Here is a 17997-nt window from a genome sequence, read left to right as displayed (position 1 = left end):
GATCTACCAATGGCACACGGAGGCAAGCGTCGCATTGCCGGTCTCGGTGTGCTCGCGGTGGTCATCCTCGCCCTGGGATATCGCGCCACGGATCTGTCGGTACCGGCCGAGACGATCGCTGTGGAAGCATCGGCGATTCCGCCATCCCCGATGCGCATCAACTACGGAAACTCACCGGAGACATTCGGCGACCTCTATCTGCCACCGGCATCGAACACGCGACTGCCCGTGGTGGTGCTGATCCACGGCGGCGGATGGGCGCAGAACCGGACCCTCGCGCAATTCGACGCCCATGCCCGTGCGCTGGCAGGCGACGGCGTCGCCGTGTGGAACATCGAGTATCGCCGAGTGAACGGCGGCGGCGGATGGCCGGTCACACTCACCGATGTCGACGACGCCGTCGACGCGCTGGCGAACATCGTCGCACCACGCCTCGGTAACCTGCTCGACCTACAGCGGGTTCACCTCGCCGGACACTCGGCAGGCGGCCACCTCGCCGCCTGGACCGCCGGACACCGATCGGCCGAACCACCGAGACATCCCGCGATTCGCATCCGCAGTCTCACCCTCATGGCGGCGGTACTCGACTTGGATCTGGCCGTCACCGAGAGCCAGGATTCGTTCGTCCCGAAGCTCCTCGGCGGTACGCCGACGGAGGTACCCGACCGCTACCGCAACGCCTCCCCCATTCACCGCCTCCCGGCGAACGACACGCGCATCACCGCAATACACGGCGAGAACGACCGAGTTGTGGCGCCGCTACAAAGTCACCGCTACGTCGAAGCTGTCACTCACGCCGGCGGCATCGCCGACCTACGAATCCTGCGCGGTACCGGACACGGTGAATTCGCCGACGCCGAGTCTGCTGCATGGAACACAGCGCGCGACATCATCATCGGCTACGTCGGCACCATCAACTGACGCTCCGCTCGCACGACCGCCGGCACACCGTGGTGCTGACCACGTCACTCGAAGTAGACCGCATAGTCGCCGAAAGGGACCTGGCCGGTCGGGCTCGCTGTGATGGCGTCGGCGACCTGCGGGGGTATGGGAGCCCAGTAGGCCGGCATCTCGGCCGCCAGGGCCGGGTTCAAGATGTAGATCAGCGCGAAGTTCACAATCCACAGCGGCGGGGCCATCGACATGCCGACCTCGGAGCTCACGCCCCCCTTGGTGTTGGTCACCAGCTGCGCCGCGCCCGAAATCTGTTGTGCCGCGAAGCCGTAGGCAGCTTGCACCGTGTAGGCCGACCGGTAGAGCGCGACCAGAGTGCGCAACGCGCCGTTGTCGCGCAACCACGTTCCGACGTAACCGCCGGGCGCGAGCAAGGTGTTCACCTGCCTGGTCGGCGCGTCCACGTTGGCCGGGCTCTCCAACAGCCCACCGGGGTTCACGTACAGTCCGTAGCTGGCCAGCACCGAGGGCGTGCGCTGCCCGTTGACCTCGGAATAGAGAGGGCGGCCGACCGTATTGGTGAGGATCTCGACGCAGGCGACGATCACCTCGGCCGCCTCGCGGCTGCCGCCGACGCCGCCGCCGGTGCTGAGGTCACGATATTGCTGCTCGGTCAGCGCGTCGGCTCTGTCGAGACCCACCTGACCGGCGATCGTGTCGGCCAATGCCTGACCGAGCGGCTGGTTGAGCTGCTCCGGACTCGTCATCAGCGGTGGTGCGACGTGTTCGTAGGCGGGCGCACCGGCGAAGGGGATCGCGAATCCGGTGTCGGAGGTGTTTGCCATGGGTTGCCCTGAGACGGTCTGGGTAGCCGTCAAGGAGAGCAGGCACGCACCGATCAGTGCCAGAACCGAGATGACTCCGCGGCGGGCGGACGATCCGCGCCGATGCCCCGGGCTCGCTATCCGCGTGTTACCCATCGTCGACCTCTCAGAGCATTGTCGTAGGAGGTGGAACCCATTTCCAAGTCAGTCAAAGCCGTGTCCGGCGCCCCTGTCAAGCCCCGCGCCGCGCCGCGAAGGACGCGCGCGCGTCCCCCTGATCGGATCGACGGACCAGCTCACTCACTCACGGAAATATGCCGTTGCGGATAAATTGCCGTTGAGACTGCTGGTGCTCGTTCGCTGCAGCCCTCCGCGGAAATTGAACATCGGTACTGTGCGTGCATGAAGCACGAGCCGTCCGGTTACGAACTCTCGTTGGCGCGCATCGCTCCCGTGCGGCGCTGGGACGATCGGGACAGGGCGCTGCACAGCAATTCCCCGATTGTCGACCGCTCGACTGCGGCGTTTCGAGAGGCCTACTACGCCGAGGACTCCCGGCGTGCGCGGCGAGCCCACGAGGAATTCGATGCGCGGAGTTGGGAATTCGTCATCGATCCGGCAATCGACGAGTGGGCGCGAGCATGGGTCGTCGGCGCACCGGCGGCGTTGCAGCTACGCCAGTCGACGTTTCCGGACTGGGCCGACCTGCTCGGTTTCCGCACCCCCGACTTCGAGATCGAATCGGCACTGGAAGCACTGATCAACCGTGCGGCGGCCAGCGGTCTGGTGCGCTCTCCCCACCCGGGCGTTCTCGCTACGGCCTACTCCAGTCGTCATCCGTACACCGAACTCACCGACGGAGTGGGCTATGGCTTCTATCCGGCGGACACCGAAGAACTGATCGTCCACGGGTCGGCCGCAGTGCGATACGAAGACTTCGACAGCAGGCCTGAACACGGTCCGGGTGCCGTCGTTGCCGCGATCCGATTGGTGATGGATACCTTCCAACAGCCTCGTCCTGGGCATATGCAGCCTGGGAGATTTTGGCAGCCTCCGGGTTGAGCAGGTCGGGGGGCACAAGATCCGTTCGTAACACCCGATCTCGACGACTGCGGGTCAGCTTGTCCCGGTTCGGCTGGGGGCGGCGGTGAGGCTGTGGACGAGCAGGTCGATGACGGCTCGCTTGCCCGCGTCGTCGCGCTGATGGGTCAGTAGGCCTTCGATGACGAAGGTCCCGATGGCGGTCATGGCGGCGAGGTCGGCCTCGGCGGCGCCTGCCCTGCGGAGGTCGTCGGCGAACAGGGCGTCAGCCAGCTGGTGGAACCCGGCGTGCCAGGTGCCGATGGCGGGAGAGGCCGGGGCGCGGGTGTGCACGGTGTTGACGAGCCCGTGTAGCCGTTCCAGCTGGTCGACCACCCACAGCAGCCGGTCGTTGAGCGGCAGGCCGTCGACCGACGCATAGGTCGCGAGCGCTTCGGCCAGGAGGCGATCCAGAACGGCGATGAGCAGCTCGTCCTTGTCCCGGAAGTACCAGTAGACCGTATTGACGGTGACTCCTGCGCTCTTGGCGATCTGCCCCATGGGCGCCGACTCGTAGCCGTCGTCGATGAACAGGCGCTGCGCGGCAGCGATGATCTCCGCGCGCTTCTCCTCGCGATCCTGCGGGCGTCGATTCCTGGGCACCCCATCACTTTATCTTGAATGGTCCTCAAGAACGCGCTACCTTCTTGAGGACCATTCAAGAAGTCGAGAGAAGTGGAGTTCCCTGTGGGCACCGAAGCCGTGACCGCGGAGCTGCGCCGCCTGAACACCAGCGGCCTGCTTGCCCTGTTCACCACCCTCGAAGCCCCCACGATCAGCGAGATCGACGGTGAATACACCGCCGCCCTGCTGGCGCAGCCGAACCTGTTCGCCGTGGCGACCGGAAAGGTGGCCGTGGCCAACCCGCTCGGTCCATGGCTGTGCAAGGCATTCCAGCCCGTCGACGAGAACAGCGGGCGCGGCTACAACACTTTCAGCGAGTTCGGCCGGGTCCGGCAGCGCTACCCGATGCGCACACTGTTGGCGCCGTCCCGCTACGACGGCGCTGCGGCCTACACGCTCATCTATCGCGCCTACACCTCGATGTGCGGGTCGCTCCATATGGTGGACGAGGTGCGGCGTGCCGCGCCCGGCGTCTACCTGGGCATCGGCACCTGGGGATTCACCGACGCTCAGCGGCGCGTACCCCGCCCCTTCCTGCTGACCGGTCCGGTCGGCTCCTACCGCGGCGACATCGGCAAAGCCCGCCATGACTTCACACCCGGTCCTCGCGAGCTGCCCGGCCCACCCGCCTGAACACCGCCCACCCCCATCCGAAACGAAGGACCCATGACCACCTCCCCCCGCACCGCCCTGATCACCGGCGCGTCCGCCGGCATCGGCGCGGCGTTTGCCCACCACCTGGCCGCCAGCGGCTACCAGCTGCTGCTCGTCGCCCGCCGCGCCGACCGGCTACAGGAGCTCGCCACGCAGCTGACCGAACGTCACGAGGTGCGCTGCGAGGTGTTCGCCGCCGATCTCACCGACCCCGCCGCACCCGCCGCGATCCTCGACTACGCCGCCCAGCAGGGCTTGGACGTCGACGTCCTGATCAACAACGCGGGTCTGTCGGGCAAGACCGCGTTCGCCGACACCCCATGGGACGCCCTGGCCGCGGAGATCCAGCTGATGGTGACCGCCCCGACCGAACTCGCTCACCTGGTCATCCCCGGCATGAAGGAGCGCCGCTGGGGCCGGATCATCAACCTGTCCTCGGTCGCGGCGTTCGCCCCGCCCGGCGCCGGCCTGCTCTATACCGGCATCAAGTCCTACGTCCTCAACACTTCGCAAGCCCTCGACATGGAACTCGAGCCCCACGGCATCCATGTCACCGCGCTGTGCCCCGGCTTCACCCGCACCGAATTCCACGACGTCATGGGCACTCGCGACGCAGCCGACCAGCTACCCCGGATCCTCTGGCAGCAGCCCGAAGCTGTCGTCACCGAAGGCTGGGCCGCGGTGATGAAAGGCAAACCCGTGTGCATCCCGGGCATCGTCAACAAGATTTCCGCCGTCGCCATGAAGCCCCTGCCCATCCGACTGGGCTACCTCGCCGGAAAGACCCTCAACCCCTTCAAGAACGACTGAGCCCTCGCTCGCTCGTCGTGTTCAGCGGCGGCGTGGCCGCCCGGCCGATCTCGGAGCCCACCTGTACGGGCACCTCCACGCTGCCGCAGCCTGCTCAACGGTCTCGCCCGTCCTGCGAACGTAAAAGTAGCCGAGTGCATCGAATTTGCATCATTAGGTGCGTAAGCTGAAGGTTGTCCAACTCAGATTTCAGCTCGACCGGGCAGCCTCGCGGGTTGCCGGGTACGAGCGACACGATCGAGAGCGAGGGTGACCCCGATGTTCAGCTTCACTGCTAGGCGCGCCGCGGCCCTATTGGTAGGTGCGGGTGCGGTTTCACTGTCGGCTCTGGTCGGCGGCCCGACAGCGAATGCCGCGCCGGTCGCGGCCTGTCCGGCCCCCGGCGCTACCACGGCCCAGGCGGGCGAGGAGGGTGCGTCCTGCGCCGCGGAAAGCGAGGCCATGGGGGCGGCCGCGGCATACGGACTCGACGGCAACGCCGACGCCGACGCCGCCCCCACCAGCCTGTCGCTCGCGATCGCGGCGAACGGCGGCGAGGCCGCCTCGGCCTCGCAGTATCTGTCCGGACCGGCCGCGATCGCGGTGGGGCCGGGTGCACTGGCGGTTGTCACCGGCGTGCGGCCGGGACTGTCCATCGGCATCGCCGGACCCGGAGCCACGGTGACTGTCACCGGGACCTCGACACCCACCTGTGCGGGCGGGCCCGGATTCGCAGGTGACTTCCAGACCCTGCAGGGATGCGTGTCGATGGGCTGACGCCCCGATCGGCAAGACCCTAAACGATCTTGCATTCCACCTGACCGACGGCGAGCTCGCCCGACCCTCGATGCGGAGGCGCTTCCCGCTCGAGCGGGAAACGCCTTACCTCGGTCGGGTGCGATCAGGGGGCGAGCACGACGGTCTTCCCGGTCAGTCGACCGGCGCCCGCGTCCGCGTGTACCTCGGCCAGCTCTGCGACCGGGCGACGGTCGGCGACGTGGAGGCGGAGCTTGCCGGCGTCCACTTTGGCGACCAGCTCGCCCAGTTGGGCCCCGTCGCTACGGACCCAGAGACTCTCGCTGCGGACCCCGCGGGCGGTGTCTTCGGGAATGGGGCCTGCCGAGCTGACAGCGATCCCGCCGTCGGCGACATAGTTCGTCAACTGTGCGAGGTCCTCGGGGGAAACACGCACATGGTTCACCACCACCTGGAACGGACCACCCACCGCGTCCGGACCATCGGCAAGGCTGAGCGGGCCTTCGACCCGGACTGCGCCGTAGCCGCCGAGCCGGTCCGCGTGCTCCGGCGCGTCCACCGCGGTTACCCGCGCTCCCGCATCGACAGCGAGCTGCACCACCAGGCTGCCCACCGCACCCCCCGCCCCGTTGACCAGGACCGTCTGACCCGGCTTCAGCTCGGCTAGCTCGAACGCCAACTGCCAGGCGGCGAGGCCGGTCAGCGGCAGCGCCGCGGCGTCCGCCAACTCGATCGACTGCGGTGCCGCGGCCAGGGACTCGGCGGGAACCAGCGCGAATTCGGCTGCGCCGCCCGCGGAGTCGAGGGGCAACATCGCCACGACCCGGTCACCGACCGCCAGGCCCGTCACATCCGCGCCGAGTTCGACGACGGTGCCCGCCAGGTCGATGCCCGGCACATACGGCAGCACGATCGGGAGCATCTGCGCCAGATGCCCGGCGCGGATGTGATCGTCGACCGGGTTGAACGAAGTAGCGACGACCTGGACGAGTACCTGCCCCGGCGCGGGGACAGGACGTTCGATGTCTTCGTAGCGCAGGACTTCGCTGGCGCCGAACTCGTGGAAACGGATTGCCTTCATGGAACTGTCCTCCAGGGTGTGCGATCTCGTCGCCGCGGGATGAGGCGATCGAGCGGGAAGGGAAAGCCGAACCGGCTCAGGTCAGTTGGACCGAGCGGATGGAATTGCCCATGACCAGGCGGTCGATGGCGCTCACCGCACTGGCGGGGTCCGCAGCGGCACCGACAGTGAGCAGCAGCGGAACGAAGTGTTCGGCCGTCGGGTGGGCAACCGCGGCCCCGGGCGCCTTCCTCCGGTGATCAGCCAGCGCATCGACATCGCCGCGGGCCAGAGCATCGACCGCCCACTCATCGAAAGCTGCTGTCTCGGCGACGAGCTCAGGATGGCGGAAGACGGCGAAGCTGTGTGTCATGAAGCCCGAGCCGAGCACGAGGATGCCTTCTTCGCGTAGGGGCCGCAGACGTGCGCCGAGTTCGAGGAGCACGCGGGGATCGAGGCCGGGCAGCGAGAGCTGTACGACCGGGACATCGGCAGCGGGGTACATGGCCATGAGCGGGATGAAGGCGCCGTGGTCCAAGCCGCGGTCAGCGAATTCGTGCACGGGCGCGGGGCCCAGCAGACCGGCGATTCGGCGGGCGAGGTCGGTGGCGTCCGGGGTCGCGTAGGGAAGGGTCTTGTAGTGGGGGTCGAAGCCGCTGAAGTCGTAGTAGAGCGGAGTGCCTGCCACGGCCGCGGTGACCGCGGCTGGTGCTTGTTCCCAGTGGGCCGAAACAACAACGATGCCACGGGGTTTGGGCATCGACTGAGCCCAGGCGAAGAGGTCGCCGAGCCACTGCGGATCGTCGAGGGTGAACGGGGCACCGTGGCTGACGAACAGGCTCGGCAGCGGCCCGTCGGCCGGACTCCACAGGAGTTGTTCGCGCGCCTGTGGCATAACACGGGCGAGCAGCTCCGTGTAGGCGGCAGCAGGCTTGCCCGAAGCTCGGCCGTTCGCGGAGAGGCGGCGGCTGGTTGTCATCAATATCAGCTCCTTAAGTTGCCCTGGAAAGTATTTTCACTTGCCTAGGCAAGTACCAACGTAGCGCACGATTACTTGCCCAGGCAAGTACGTGTTTCCTGGGCAAGTACGATGAGCGCATGAACACCCCGTCACCCTGGCTCGATGAGGACCAACAGGAGCTGTGGCAGGCGCTCCTCACGGTCGTCACCGCCCTCCCCGCAGCTCTCGACCGTCAGCTACAGCGCGACGCGGGCATCTCCAACTTCGAGTACGGGGTGCTGGCCAGGCTGTCGATGGCCGACGACGACACGATGCGCCTGAGCGACCTCGCCCGGGTCTGCGACAGCACCCAGCCCCGGCTGTCGAAAGCCATGGACCGCTTCGAAGCCCGCGACTGGGTCACCCGCCGACCCGACCCCAGCGACGGCCGATACACCTTCGCCACCCTCACCGACGGCGGCCGCCGCAAACTCGCCGACAGCGCCCCGGAGCACGTGGCGCAGGTGAAGCGGCTCGTGTTCGATCCGCTGACCACCGCTCAGCGCCGCAACCTCGGGACCGCGCTCACCCGCATCGCCGCCACCGTGCGCGGGGAACTCGAACGAGGCTGAGCCGCCTGGGGCCTCCCTCCCCCGCATCAACCCGCGACATCCCGAAGCAGACCGACGCCGAAGACCCGGGCCGCGGCTGCTCAGACGATCGCGGCCGAGACCCTCGATGAAATCGCCGACAGGAGAACCGTTTCCGGGCCATGCCGCGAACCGATCACCTACCAGGGGCGACCTCCTGTTCAGCTGAGCGCACGAAAGATCGAGGCTAGGCTTCGGTCACGACGGCACGATGTGATCGATCAGCAGGAAGAAAAATCATGAAATTCGGTATTCTCTTCGCGAACACGGGGACGATGGGTGAGCCGGCAGCTGCGGCCGACCTTGCGAAGACGGCCGAGGGGTTGGGGTTCGAATCCTTGTGGGCCAGTCAGCACGTTGTCATTCCCTCCGGCTATACGTCACCCTGTCCATATACTCAGAACGGTCGAATGCCCGGCGGCGATGATATGTCGATCCCGGATCCGCTGGTATGGCTCGGCTATATCGCGGCGGCTACGGACACCATACGACTGGCCACCGGCACGATGATCGCTCCCCTGCTGAATCCAGTTGTACTGGCCAAGCAACTCGCCACGCTCGACCACCTCAGTGGCGGACGGGTCGAGTTCGGCATCGGACTGGGCTGGCTGAAGGAGGAGTTCGAAGCCGTCGGCGTACCCTTCGAGGATCGTGGTGCGCGCGCGGACGAATACATTTCAGCCATTCGAGCACTGTGGACACAGCCGGTCGCAAGCTATCACGGCAAGTACGTCGATTTCGACAAATGTATCCTGCGCCCACAGCCTGCCCAGAAGTCGATACCCGTTCATATCGGCGGCAATTCCGTTGCCTCGGCCAGGCGGGCGGGGAGTTATGGCGACGGATTCTTTCCGATGACCAGGGAAGCCGACACCCTGAAGTCCCTGCTGATCGAGATGAGAAATGCCGCGGTAGCGGCAGACAGGGATCTGGACGATATCGAGGTCACCGTCAGCACAACCCTCATCGGAAAGAACTCCCTTGCAGAACTGGACACTCTGCGCAGCCTCGGCGTAAGTCGGGTATTAGTTCCCGCAGGGCTGTTCTGGGGCGACCCGGCAGCGGCGATGCAGCGGTACCAGACGGATGTCATGGCTCCCTTCAACGGCCGTTGACGCGTCCTCCGCCTATCGAGATCGCTTGGGCCACCGCACATCCGCACGTTCGGATCTAGGCGTACGAGCAAGCCGATCACCAGGGTCGACGGCCGCAGAGACATACACCCACGGGCCCACCTACCGCCGGAACGTCGACTCGAACCATGGCGGCGGGCCGACCAGCGCGCTACGATTCAGGAAATCACGTCAAGGGGAGGATTCATCATGGCTCGGCTTCGGTTCGGGTACTTCATCGCACCTTTTCATCGCGCGGGTACGAACCCGACACTTGCGCTACAGCGCGACCTCGATTTCATCGAACATATCGACGCACTCGGCTACGACGAGGCGTGGCTGGGCGAGCATCACTCGGCGGGGAGCGAAATAATCGGTTCGCCGGAGATCTTCATCGCCGCTGCTGCACAACGAGCCAAGAGAATCCGATTCGCCACCGGCGTCATCTCCCTCTCGTACCACAACCCATTGTGGGTCGCCGACCGGCTGATGCTGCTCGACCATCTCACACACGGCCGGTTGATCGGCGGGTTCGGTCCGGGTTCACTTCCGACAGATGCCGGAATGATCGGTTTGAGCCAAACGGATACGCGCGAACTCCTCGAGACGAATCTCGACATCGTCGTCCGTCTACTGGCCGGCGAAACCGTCAGCGCCAAAACGCCGACACACGAATTGTGCGACGCCCGATTGCAGCTGGCCCCCTATTCCGATGGCGGGATACCGCTGGCCGTCGCCGCAGTCTCCTCCCCCACCGGCGCGCGGCTGGCCGGAAAGCACGGGATCGGCCTGATCTCCATCGGCTCGACGCTGACACTGGAAAGCTTCAACGCCCTCCAGTACCACTGGGATATCGCCGAGAAACAGGCCGCAGCCTTCGGCACCCGGGTCGATCGAAAGAATTGGGCGCTGGCCGGGCCGTTCCATATCGCCGAGACCGACGAGCAGGCCCGCGAGGACGTCAAGTTCGGCATCGAGTCGTGGTTCCGCTATTTTCAGAAGGTGGCTGCCTTCCCCCACCTCACGGTGCCGGGGGAGAAACTCGACGAGATGATCGACATCATCAACAACCTCGGGGTGGGCGTCATCGGCACGCCGGAGCGCGCTCGGGCACAGGTTCAGCGACTGTGGGACCAGTCCGGTGGGTTCGGCTGCATGCTGCAGATGGCTCACGAATGGGCGAATCCCGCGGCCACCAAGCGCTCGGCTGAGCTCTTCGCCGACGAGGTGATGCCGCACTTCCAGGGCCAATCGCAGCCGACACTGGATGCTGCTGCCCGGGCGGCACAGGTGCGAGACGAACTCGCCCAGCAGCACCAGGAGGTCATCGATCAGATGACGAAGAAGTACCACGACGAAGCCGCTTCGTAGCCGGTCCGGTACACGACGGGTCACAGCAATCCTCTTGCAATGCGCGAAAGAAGGCCACAGGTGCCGCCTGAAGAAATAGAATTCGACCCTTTCTCGGAAGACTATTTCAACGGACCGTTCGAGACGTATCGCCGGTTGCGTGAAGACGCCCCGGTCTACTACAACGAGAAGTATGACTTCTATGCTTTGAGCCGCCATGTCGATGTCGCGGCCGGGCACAAGAATTTCGAGACGTATTCTTCGGCTGAGGGCGTAGACCTCGGAACCGTGCAATCGGGGGAACCCCCCATGCACAAGTCGATCATCACCATGGATCCGCCCGAGCATCGCCATATGCGCGGCCTCGTCAACAAGGTGTTCACCCCGCGTGCGATCGAGGAACTGCGCCCCTTGGCCACGGACTTGATCGATCGACATCTCCACGCCGCAGATCCTGCGAAATTCGATGTCGTTCAAGACTTCTCGGCGCTGTTCCCCATCGAGGTCATCACGACGATGCTGGGTGTCCCCGACGAGCGTCGTGGGCAGATTCGGCTGTGGCTCGACGACTTCCTGCACCGCGAGCCCGGCGCGGTGAAGATCTCGCAAGCCGGCCTCCAGGCAGCCCTGCAGATGCTGGTCGTCTACTACCAGGTGGTGAAGGAGCGCAGGGCCCGGCCGCGGAACGACATGATCAGCGATTTGGTGTCGGCTACGGTGCAGCGCGAAAACGGTGAGGTCACCGGCCTGGACAACACCGAAATCGCCCAGTTCGCCCTCGTTCTGGGCGGAGCGGGCGCGGTGACCGTGACGCGACTGGTGGCCAGCATGGTGGTGTTGTTCGCGCAGCACCCCGAACAGTGGGAGAAATTGCAGGCCGATCGCAGCAAGATCCCCGCGGCGGTCGAAGAGGTGCTCCGCTACGAATCACCGACTCAATACAACGTGCGTCGCTCACGCGAGGACGTCACGCTGCACGGCGTCACCATTCCCGCCGGAAAGCCGGTGTTCTTGCTGGTCGGCGCCGCCAATCGCGATCCCGACGCCTGGAAGGAGCCCGACGTCTTCGACATCGATCGCGACCGCACCCAGGCCCTGAATCTCGGATTCGGCTTCGGCATTCACACATGTCTGGGGGCGGCGCTGGCACGGATGGAAAGCGCTATCGCCTTGCAGAGATTGCTCGACTTCATGCCACGGTACGAGGTCGATTGGGATGGCTGCCAGCGAGTGAACATGCAGAATCTCGCGGGCTGGAACAATGTCCCGGTGCGCGTACTTCCGTAGATCCCGATCACCGACGCCGACCGCACGTCGGCGTGTCCACCCGCAAGCGAGTGAGGAGAAGTGCGAATGACGTCGAGCGAAGCCGGCTCCGAAGAACTTGTCGAACGATTCCTGGAGATTATCGCCGACCACGACTACGAAACGTTCGGTGAGCTGCTGACGGATGACTGCGAGTTCACTCTCGTCCCGATCGGTCACACATGGAAGGGCCGGGAGGACGTCATCGGGGCGCTCACTGTCTCGGGCGGAACCGATTCGCACGACGGCGAGCCCACGGTGCGGATCACCAGCTGGTTCAGAAACGACGATCATGTCGTGGTCGAGTACGAGCGCAAGGCCGTTGTCCGTGGCGTCCGGCTGAACATCGACGGCTACTGCTGGATAGCACATATTCGCGACGGTCGTATCGATTCGATTCGCGAGTACATCAACCCGAGCAATCCGGGAATCGCCCTGCTCCTGAGCCTCGTCTTGAGGGCTTATCCGCGCCTCACCCGTCGCAAATCGAAGAAATAGCGCACGCTGGACGGGGGCTCCGCCTAGGCGGAGCCCCCGTCCAGGCGCACGTCAGCGCGGTTCAGGGGCGAAGTTCTGCACGGCACGCCCGGTGTCGGTTATCTGTTTCAAGATCGTCGACGGCCGAGCCAGGTCCGCGACCAAGAACTGCGAGGAGTTCTCCTCGTTCACGATGTCGTCGCCACGCCGATAGGGCGCAACGTCCGGACTGCCGGGACTGATGACGCCACACAGGTCGATGACGCTGTCCCGGAGTGCTTTTCCCTCCCGGTTGGTCAAGACCAGTCGCTGGTCCGGGCAGACGAAGGCGATCGCCGCCATCAGCCGAATATATGCCTGGTCGTCGACCTTTGTCCGGTTGCTCGATGCCATCGCGGGCCGGAGACGCGGCAGCGAGATATCGACGATCCCGCCGCGGCGGGCGAGATATGTCGCGTGGGAAACGAGTGCGATCATTTCCGATTCGATATCGTGCAGGCCGATCAAGGCACCCGGGTTCACATACTTGAACCCCGCGTCCAACCACCGGTCGAAGGACTGGATCCGCCGATCGTAGTCCGCTTTCGGGGCGCCGTCCTTACCTCCCATGAAGCGCTCGTAAGTATGGCGGTCGTACGTCTCCTGAAAGACACACATAGTCGCCGGTTCATCGCGGTCGATCCATTCACCGAGCGTTTCGATCTCGGCTGTGGTCATGCTGCCGATATTGAAATAGACGCGCTGAAACCCCATATCGAATGCCGTCCGAATCGCCCAGCCTATCCGAAAAGCGTTGACGAGCCGAGTGTATTCGTCTTCGTACTCGCCGGTCAGGAATCCGACGCCGGCCACACCCTCGTGTTCGAGCAGGATACGCAGCTGGTCCTCGATCTCGCGCTTCCCTGCGAGCTTCCGGATCATCCGCGTGTTGCTCTTCTTCATGCCACACATCTTGCATTCGGAATCACAGTGGTTCGTCGTGTACAGCGGAACGAACGTATGCAGCCGCGGTGACCGCTGGGCGATCCGCCGCTCGGCCGCGGTTCTCAATTCCTCTGTAGAGACGGAGGTGTCGCGAGTCAACGCCAGAGCCACCACAGCAGGGTCGTCGGGAAGATCGGCATCAATCTCGAGCCCCAATATTCCCCGCACGTCGATGTTCTTCGCCTTTTCCGCCGATCGGCTGAGCTCTGGAAGGTTGAATCTCCGGCCGATCTGAATATCGACAGTCATATATCTCCCCAATTCTGAATTCGTGATCGATCTCGAGTCCTACATCAATACGAGCGGCCGACCGTGAACTCCCCCACTCCCGACAACAACCGCCATGCGTCGGTATCGGTGTCCAGGACGGCGAGCGCGGCGAGCGCCAGCTGATGGTGTCGGCCTGCACATCGTTCGGTCCACTGCCTGCCCCCACAGTGCTCGATCAGGTGGATCGCCCGGGCGACTTGCGCCTGCGTGAGGTCGGTGGAGTTGTTCATCAAGGTGCGTAGCTCTGCGGCCTCCACCCCGCTCTGCCTCATCGCGGCGGAGAGCGGCATGGTCAGCTTCCGGCGGCGCACGTCGCCGCCGACATCCTTACCGGTGACAGCGGGATCGCCCCAGGTGCCGAGAATGTCGTCGATCGCCTGGAATGCGATACCCAGATACGTCCCGAAGTCCCGGAGCGCCGCTACCACGTCGGGTGCCCCGCCGCCGAGTAGCGCCCCGATCGAGGTCGAGCAGCCGATCAAGGCTGCGGTCTTCTTCTCCGACATCGCCAGAACGTCATCGACGCCCACATCGCGCCGCACCTGATAGGACAGATCGACCGCCTGGCCCTCGATCATTGTCGATGTCGCCGTCGCCAGCGCGAGGGCAGCTTCCGAGTTGCCGGTTCCGCCGAGGACGTCGAGGGCGCGCATCAGCAGGGCATCACCCGCCACGATGGTGGGTCCGACGCCGAACACAGTCCACGCGGCCGGCATATGCCGGCGTTCCCGGTCCAGGTCGACGATGTCGTCGTGCAGAAGCGAGAAATTGTGGACGAGCTCGACCGCCACCGCGCCGGGAACGGCGATTTCCGGCGTCGCACCCACCGCCTCGGCGGACAAGAGTGCCAGGCAGCCGCGGAGGCATTTGCCTGCGTCACCGTTCGCGGGTCTTCCGTCGGGATCTGTCCAGCCCAGGTGATAGGTGATGATCGGTCTGATCTCGTCGCTCAATTCCGCGACGGCCCGGCGCATACCGTCGTGGAGCAAAGCGCGGCGGTCGGCCAGTGCGGCGTGCAGGTCGGGCGCACGCGAGATCTGCGTGCCGGAGAAGGGAGTGGCGTTCATACGTATCAGTCCGATCAGATCGACAAACCCGACAGGCGCAGGCCGACCGACGGAGTCAGCGCTGTGCGATCGACCTTTCCCGAGGGCGATCTCGGTAATGTGTCCAGGATCCGGAATTGCGCCGGGAGCATGTAGTGCGGCAGCTGCGCCGACAGTTCGGAGCGCAATCCGCTGGCCGACAGCTCGGCGCCGTCCTCCGGAACCAGATAGGCGATCAGGCGCCCACCCGTGGTCGTCGCCTGCAGCGTCACTGCGCACTCCAGAATGTCCGGCCTGGCCGACAACAGCGCCTCGATCTCACCGGGCTCGACGCGGAATCCCCGAATCTTGATCTGCTGGTCGGCGCGACCGATGAACTCCAGCATTCCGTCGGCGCGATATCGAACGAGGTCCCGGGTGCGGCAGACGATCGCGTCCGGCTCCTCTGGCACCGGACTCGGAACGAAGCGTTCGCTGTTCAGCTCGGGCCGGTCGAGGTAGCCGGCCGCGATTCCGATTCCCGCCACGTACAGTTCACCCACCACACCGCGGGGGACGGGCTCGCCTGCCTCGTCCAGCACGTATACGCGAACGTTGGTGATCGGCTTTCCGATCGGCGGCGGACTGTCCCGCTCCGCCCCGGCAACGGTGGCCGAGGTGACGCGCACGCCTGCCGCGGCGTCGAAGGTCGAGGCCACGAGCGTCGTCTCCGTCGAGCCATAGCTCACCACAACCTCGAACGGCAGGTCGGCCCGCGGCCAGCGGCGGACTTGTTCACCGGCGACCACCATGTAGCGCAGCGCGCAAACGTCCGGCCAATCCAGCGACCACACACGTTCGGCGGCCGAACTCACCAGCAATGTGTGCGTTATCGCGTTCTCGATCAGCCAGTCCCGCAACCGTTTCGGATCCCTCGCGGCGTCGGTGGGTGCTGTGTACACGGTCGTGCCGTTGGCCAGGAAGGGGATCCACTCCATGAGCCCGACGGAGAATCCGGGCGAGGAGATCCAGGTGGCGCGGTCGGCGCGAGTGATGCCACAGGCGCGCTCGGTCCAGGCGATCATGTTGGACATCGCACCGTGCCGTTCCAGGACGGCCTTCGGTTTCCCGGTGGACCCCGAGGTGTAGAACACATGACAGATATCGTCCGGCTCCGGATTCAGCGGCGGAGCGCAATCCGCGGCCGAGCCGATGGTGGCGGCGTCGCCGTCGAGGCAGATGATCCTCAATCCGTGGACACCCGCCAACTGTGGTGTCATGGCGTCCGCGGTGACAACGGCCGTCGCCCCGGAGTCGTCGAGCATGAACGCGGTGCGTGAGTGTGGGTTCGCCGGATCCAGGGGTACCGCGGACGCGCCGCTGCGCAGAATCGCGAGCAGGCTGATGACGTTCGCCGCGGAACGCTCGAGCAGGATCGCCACTCGATCGCCCGGCCGAACACCTACGGCCCCAAGATGATTGGCGAGGCGATTGGCAGCCCGGTCGAGTTCGCCGAACGTCACGGTTCCTGTCGGGTCGACGACTGCCGGGCGCCCTGGGTCGGCGACGGCGAGCTCGGCGATCCTCCCCTGCAGCGTCCGGAACGGATCGTCGGGAGCAGCGGTGGCATTCCACTCGACGAGAAGGGTCTCGCGCTCTCGTGGGGCCAGGATCGGCAATCCGCTCACCGGGCGATCCGAATCCGCGAGCACGGCGGCGGCGAGCGTCGCGAAATGGCCCGCGATCAGCTCCGCGTCGGCGATGGAGCACCGCTCGGCGTGGTAGACGAGTGCACCGCGATCGATGACCACGGTGAGGTCGGCGATGTCCGTGACACCGGAATCGGATACGTCGCATGACGATCCGAACGCCGCGGTGAAGGGTACGCGCTCCGCGTTTCGCGCGTCGGGCTGGACCAGCTCGAGGAGGCTCTCGGCCGGTATGGGACCGAGAAGTTCCGGCACCTGGCCGGATTCGGCGGTAAGTCTGCCGACCAGCTCGCGGAAGGCCGGCGAGCCGGCCAGGTCGATGCGATGTGCCAGCAGACCCTGCGCCGTTGCCTCGGCAACAAGGAAATCCGTCTCGCCGGTATACCTGTGAACGAGGGCCGCAAACAATGCCAGCCAGACAGGCCGATAAGACACCCCCATGTCAATTGCGAGATCCCGGATCGAGTCATCGGAAATATCCGGAATGGGCACCGTGGCACATACATTGTTCGGGGCAGAAGTTCGCCTCGATCCGTGCGCGCGATCGCCTGGTAACGCGAAGCTGAACGGACTGTCCGCAACATATCGCCGCCATCGATCGATGGACATGATCGTGGCCGAATCGTCAGTTATGCCATTCACCGAACCACCTCCCCCTTCGACCCGAATACTAGCGGAACAGAACCGATTTCATCAACGAATCCGCCCAACGAACATCGTCACACCAGGTCGCGACCGGTACCGGCGAACGACTCACCGAAGGCGGCAAGAACCGACTGTTGACAACCCCGACCCAGCTGTAGTCCTATGCAATAGCGACTGATCGGGGGGACCGGAGCACCCGGCATCCAGCTATTACACTGCAACAATTCGGGAAGAAACGGCGGAAGCATTGTGCGGGTTAATTACAGACCGTGGAATCGTCTTTCACGACCGACAGCCGATGATGACGGCACGGCGAACAAGGGAAGAACTCGAGACGTCGAAAGATTCGTCGGGCAATTCATATCCCGGCTGATCGGCGAAGAACTGGACGACAACTACGCGAGTCTGGCACTGGTGAATCTGGGGCTGGACTCCGTCGGCGCGATCGATTTGGGTGCGGCCATCGATCAGGAATATGGCGCCGAAATCGAGCCGGCAGACATCAAACTCACGATGACGGTCGCACAGTTGGCGAAACTGATCCAACGACGCGTAGGCGGGGAGTAGACGGATGAAGCACGAGCGGTCACAGTCCACACCGATCGAATTGGGCGACGAGTACTACCGGAATCCACATGCCGCCTACGACAGGCTGCGCGACCTGGGGCCGGTACATTTCGTCAGGTTTCCCGACGGCCGCACCGGCTGGCTGGTCACCGGCTACGAGTCCGCGAAGGCAGCCTTCGCCGACACCACCATCAGCAAGGTGATCCAGTCTCCGGGTGCCCGGGCAGCACTCACCGACCACGGCGGCGACCAGCGAGTCAAGAGCGGTTTGTTCAGTGACAT

Annotated in this window: 19 protein-coding genes; 11 read left to right on the top strand and 8 right to left on the bottom strand. The window is 65.1% G+C overall.

Annotated elements, in window-relative coordinates; genetic code table 11:
• Positions 1–9 precede the first annotated feature (9 nt).
• On the top strand, positions 10–921 hold the full coding sequence (locus ACFQ9R_RS08090; protein WP_378989607.1) for an alpha/beta hydrolase family protein: 912 nt from the start codon (positions 10–12) through the stop codon (positions 919–921).
• Between the two features lie 44 nt (positions 922–965).
• Here ACFQ9R_RS08090 and ACFQ9R_RS08085 read toward each other — a convergent pair whose 3' ends face one another.
• Positions 966–1874 (bottom strand): hypothetical protein, encoded by a 909-nt coding sequence (locus tag ACFQ9R_RS08085; protein ID WP_378989606.1) that lies wholly within the window; start codon positions 1872–1874, stop codon positions 966–968.
• A gap of 246 nt (positions 1875–2120) precedes the next feature.
• Between ACFQ9R_RS08085 and ACFQ9R_RS08080 the strand changes: the two genes are divergently transcribed.
• A complete protein-coding gene (locus ACFQ9R_RS08080) occupies positions 2121–2780 on the top strand; it encodes a hypothetical protein (RefSeq protein WP_378989605.1) in 660 nt (219 codons plus the stop codon).
• A 54-nt stretch (positions 2781–2834) separates the two neighbouring features.
• Here the strand turns inward: ACFQ9R_RS08080 and ACFQ9R_RS08075 are convergent, their stop codons facing one another.
• Positions 2835–3401 (bottom strand): TetR/AcrR family transcriptional regulator, encoded by a 567-nt coding sequence (locus ACFQ9R_RS08075; protein WP_378989604.1) that lies wholly within the window; start codon positions 3399–3401, stop codon positions 2835–2837.
• Positions 3402–3485: 84 nt separating this feature from the next.
• Here ACFQ9R_RS08075 and ACFQ9R_RS08070 point away from each other — a divergent pair, with 84 nt between their 5' ends.
• The 3 genes from ACFQ9R_RS08070 to ACFQ9R_RS08060 all read left to right on the top strand — a co-directional run bounded on the left by ACFQ9R_RS08070 (position 3486) and on the right by ACFQ9R_RS08060 (position 5642).
• The gene (locus ACFQ9R_RS08070; RefSeq protein ID WP_378989603.1) at positions 3486–4055 is read left to right on the top strand and encodes a hypothetical protein; all 570 of its coding nucleotides are present in this window, start codon (positions 3486–3488) and stop codon (positions 4053–4055) included.
• A gap of 33 nt (positions 4056–4088) precedes the next feature.
• Positions 4089–4886 carry an SDR family NAD(P)-dependent oxidoreductase gene (locus ACFQ9R_RS08065; protein WP_378989602.1) on the top strand — a complete coding sequence of 266 codons (798 nt, stop codon included), beginning with the start codon at positions 4089–4091 and terminating at the stop codon, positions 4884–4886.
• A 258-nt stretch (positions 4887–5144) separates the two neighbouring features.
• Positions 5145–5642 (top strand): DUF6764 family protein, encoded by a 498-nt coding sequence (locus ACFQ9R_RS08060; protein ID WP_378989601.1) that lies wholly within the window; start codon positions 5145–5147, stop codon positions 5640–5642.
• 124 nt (positions 5643–5766) lie between these two features.
• Here the strand turns inward: ACFQ9R_RS08060 and ACFQ9R_RS08055 are convergent, their stop codons facing one another.
• Entirely contained in the window at positions 5767–6702 is a 936-nt protein-coding gene (locus tag ACFQ9R_RS08055; RefSeq protein ID WP_378989600.1) for an NADP-dependent oxidoreductase, read from the bottom strand.
• Between the two features lie 76 nt (positions 6703–6778).
• Positions 6779–7660 carry a DODA-type extradiol aromatic ring-opening family dioxygenase gene (locus ACFQ9R_RS08050; RefSeq protein ID WP_378989599.1) on the bottom strand — a complete coding sequence of 294 codons (882 nt, stop codon included), beginning with the start codon at positions 7658–7660 and terminating at the stop codon, positions 6779–6781.
• Positions 7661–7779: 119 nt separating this feature from the next.
• Here ACFQ9R_RS08050 and ACFQ9R_RS08045 point away from each other — a divergent pair, with 119 nt between their 5' ends.
• The 5 genes from ACFQ9R_RS08045 to ACFQ9R_RS08025 all read left to right on the top strand — a co-directional run bounded on the left by ACFQ9R_RS08045 (position 7780) and on the right by ACFQ9R_RS08025 (position 12536).
• Positions 7780–8253 carry a MarR family winged helix-turn-helix transcriptional regulator gene (locus tag ACFQ9R_RS08045; protein WP_378989598.1) on the top strand — a complete coding sequence of 158 codons (474 nt, stop codon included), beginning with the start codon at positions 7780–7782 and terminating at the stop codon, positions 8251–8253.
• Between the two features lie 257 nt (positions 8254–8510).
• On the top strand, positions 8511–9386 hold the full coding sequence (locus tag ACFQ9R_RS08040) for an LLM class F420-dependent oxidoreductase (protein WP_378989597.1): 876 nt from the start codon (positions 8511–8513) through the stop codon (positions 9384–9386).
• A gap of 207 nt (positions 9387–9593) precedes the next feature.
• Positions 9594–10754 (top strand): LLM class flavin-dependent oxidoreductase, encoded by a 1161-nt coding sequence (locus tag ACFQ9R_RS08035; protein ID WP_378989596.1) that lies wholly within the window; start codon positions 9594–9596, stop codon positions 10752–10754.
• Positions 10755–10814: 60 nt separating this feature from the next.
• A complete protein-coding gene (locus ACFQ9R_RS08030) occupies positions 10815–12020 on the top strand; it encodes a cytochrome P450 (protein ID WP_378989595.1) in 1206 nt (401 codons plus the stop codon).
• A 66-nt stretch (positions 12021–12086) separates the two neighbouring features.
• Positions 12087–12536, top strand: a complete 450-nt coding sequence (locus ACFQ9R_RS08025) for a nuclear transport factor 2 family protein (RefSeq protein WP_378989592.1) — start codon at positions 12087–12089, stop codon at positions 12534–12536.
• Positions 12537–12587: 51 nt separating this feature from the next.
• Here the strand turns inward: ACFQ9R_RS08025 and nocL are convergent, their stop codons facing one another.
• Genes nocL through ACFQ9R_RS08010 form a run of 3 tightly spaced genes read right to left on the bottom strand, consistent with a single transcriptional unit; the run spans position 12588 to position 16938 of the window.
• Positions 12588–13748, bottom strand: a complete 1161-nt coding sequence (gene nocL, locus ACFQ9R_RS08020) for a 3-methyl-2-indolic acid synthase (RefSeq protein WP_378989591.1) — start codon at positions 13746–13748, stop codon at positions 12588–12590.
• A gap of 44 nt (positions 13749–13792) precedes the next feature.
• Complete coding sequence (locus ACFQ9R_RS08015) at positions 13793–14836, bottom strand: polyprenyl synthetase family protein (RefSeq protein ID WP_378989590.1); 1044 nt, start codon at positions 14834–14836, stop codon at positions 13793–13795.
• A 14-nt stretch (positions 14837–14850) separates the two neighbouring features.
• On the bottom strand, positions 14851–16938 hold the full coding sequence (locus ACFQ9R_RS08010) for an amino acid adenylation domain-containing protein (protein WP_378989589.1): 2088 nt from the start codon (positions 16936–16938) through the stop codon (positions 14851–14853).
• A 459-nt stretch (positions 16939–17397) separates the two neighbouring features.
• Here ACFQ9R_RS08010 and ACFQ9R_RS08005 point away from each other — a divergent pair, with 459 nt between their 5' ends.
• Positions 17398–17715, top strand: coding sequence for an acyl carrier protein (locus ACFQ9R_RS08005; protein ID WP_378989587.1), 318 nt, complete (start codon positions 17398–17400; stop codon positions 17713–17715).
• Between the two features lie 153 nt (positions 17716–17868).
• On the opposite strand, the gene ACFQ9R_RS08000 is transcribed toward ACFQ9R_RS08005, so the two are convergent.
• Positions 17869–17997 carry a hypothetical protein gene (locus ACFQ9R_RS08000; protein WP_378989586.1) on the bottom strand — a complete coding sequence of 43 codons (129 nt, stop codon included), beginning with the start codon at positions 17995–17997 and terminating at the stop codon, positions 17869–17871.

This window comes from Nocardia sp. NPDC056541 (assembly GCF_042794235.1).
In the GTDB taxonomy this organism is placed as follows: domain Bacteria; phylum Actinomycetota; class Actinomycetes; order Mycobacteriales; family Mycobacteriaceae; genus Nocardia.
Note: the sequence above shows the minus strand (reverse complement) of the source record. Positions and strands in the feature narration are given on the sequence as shown.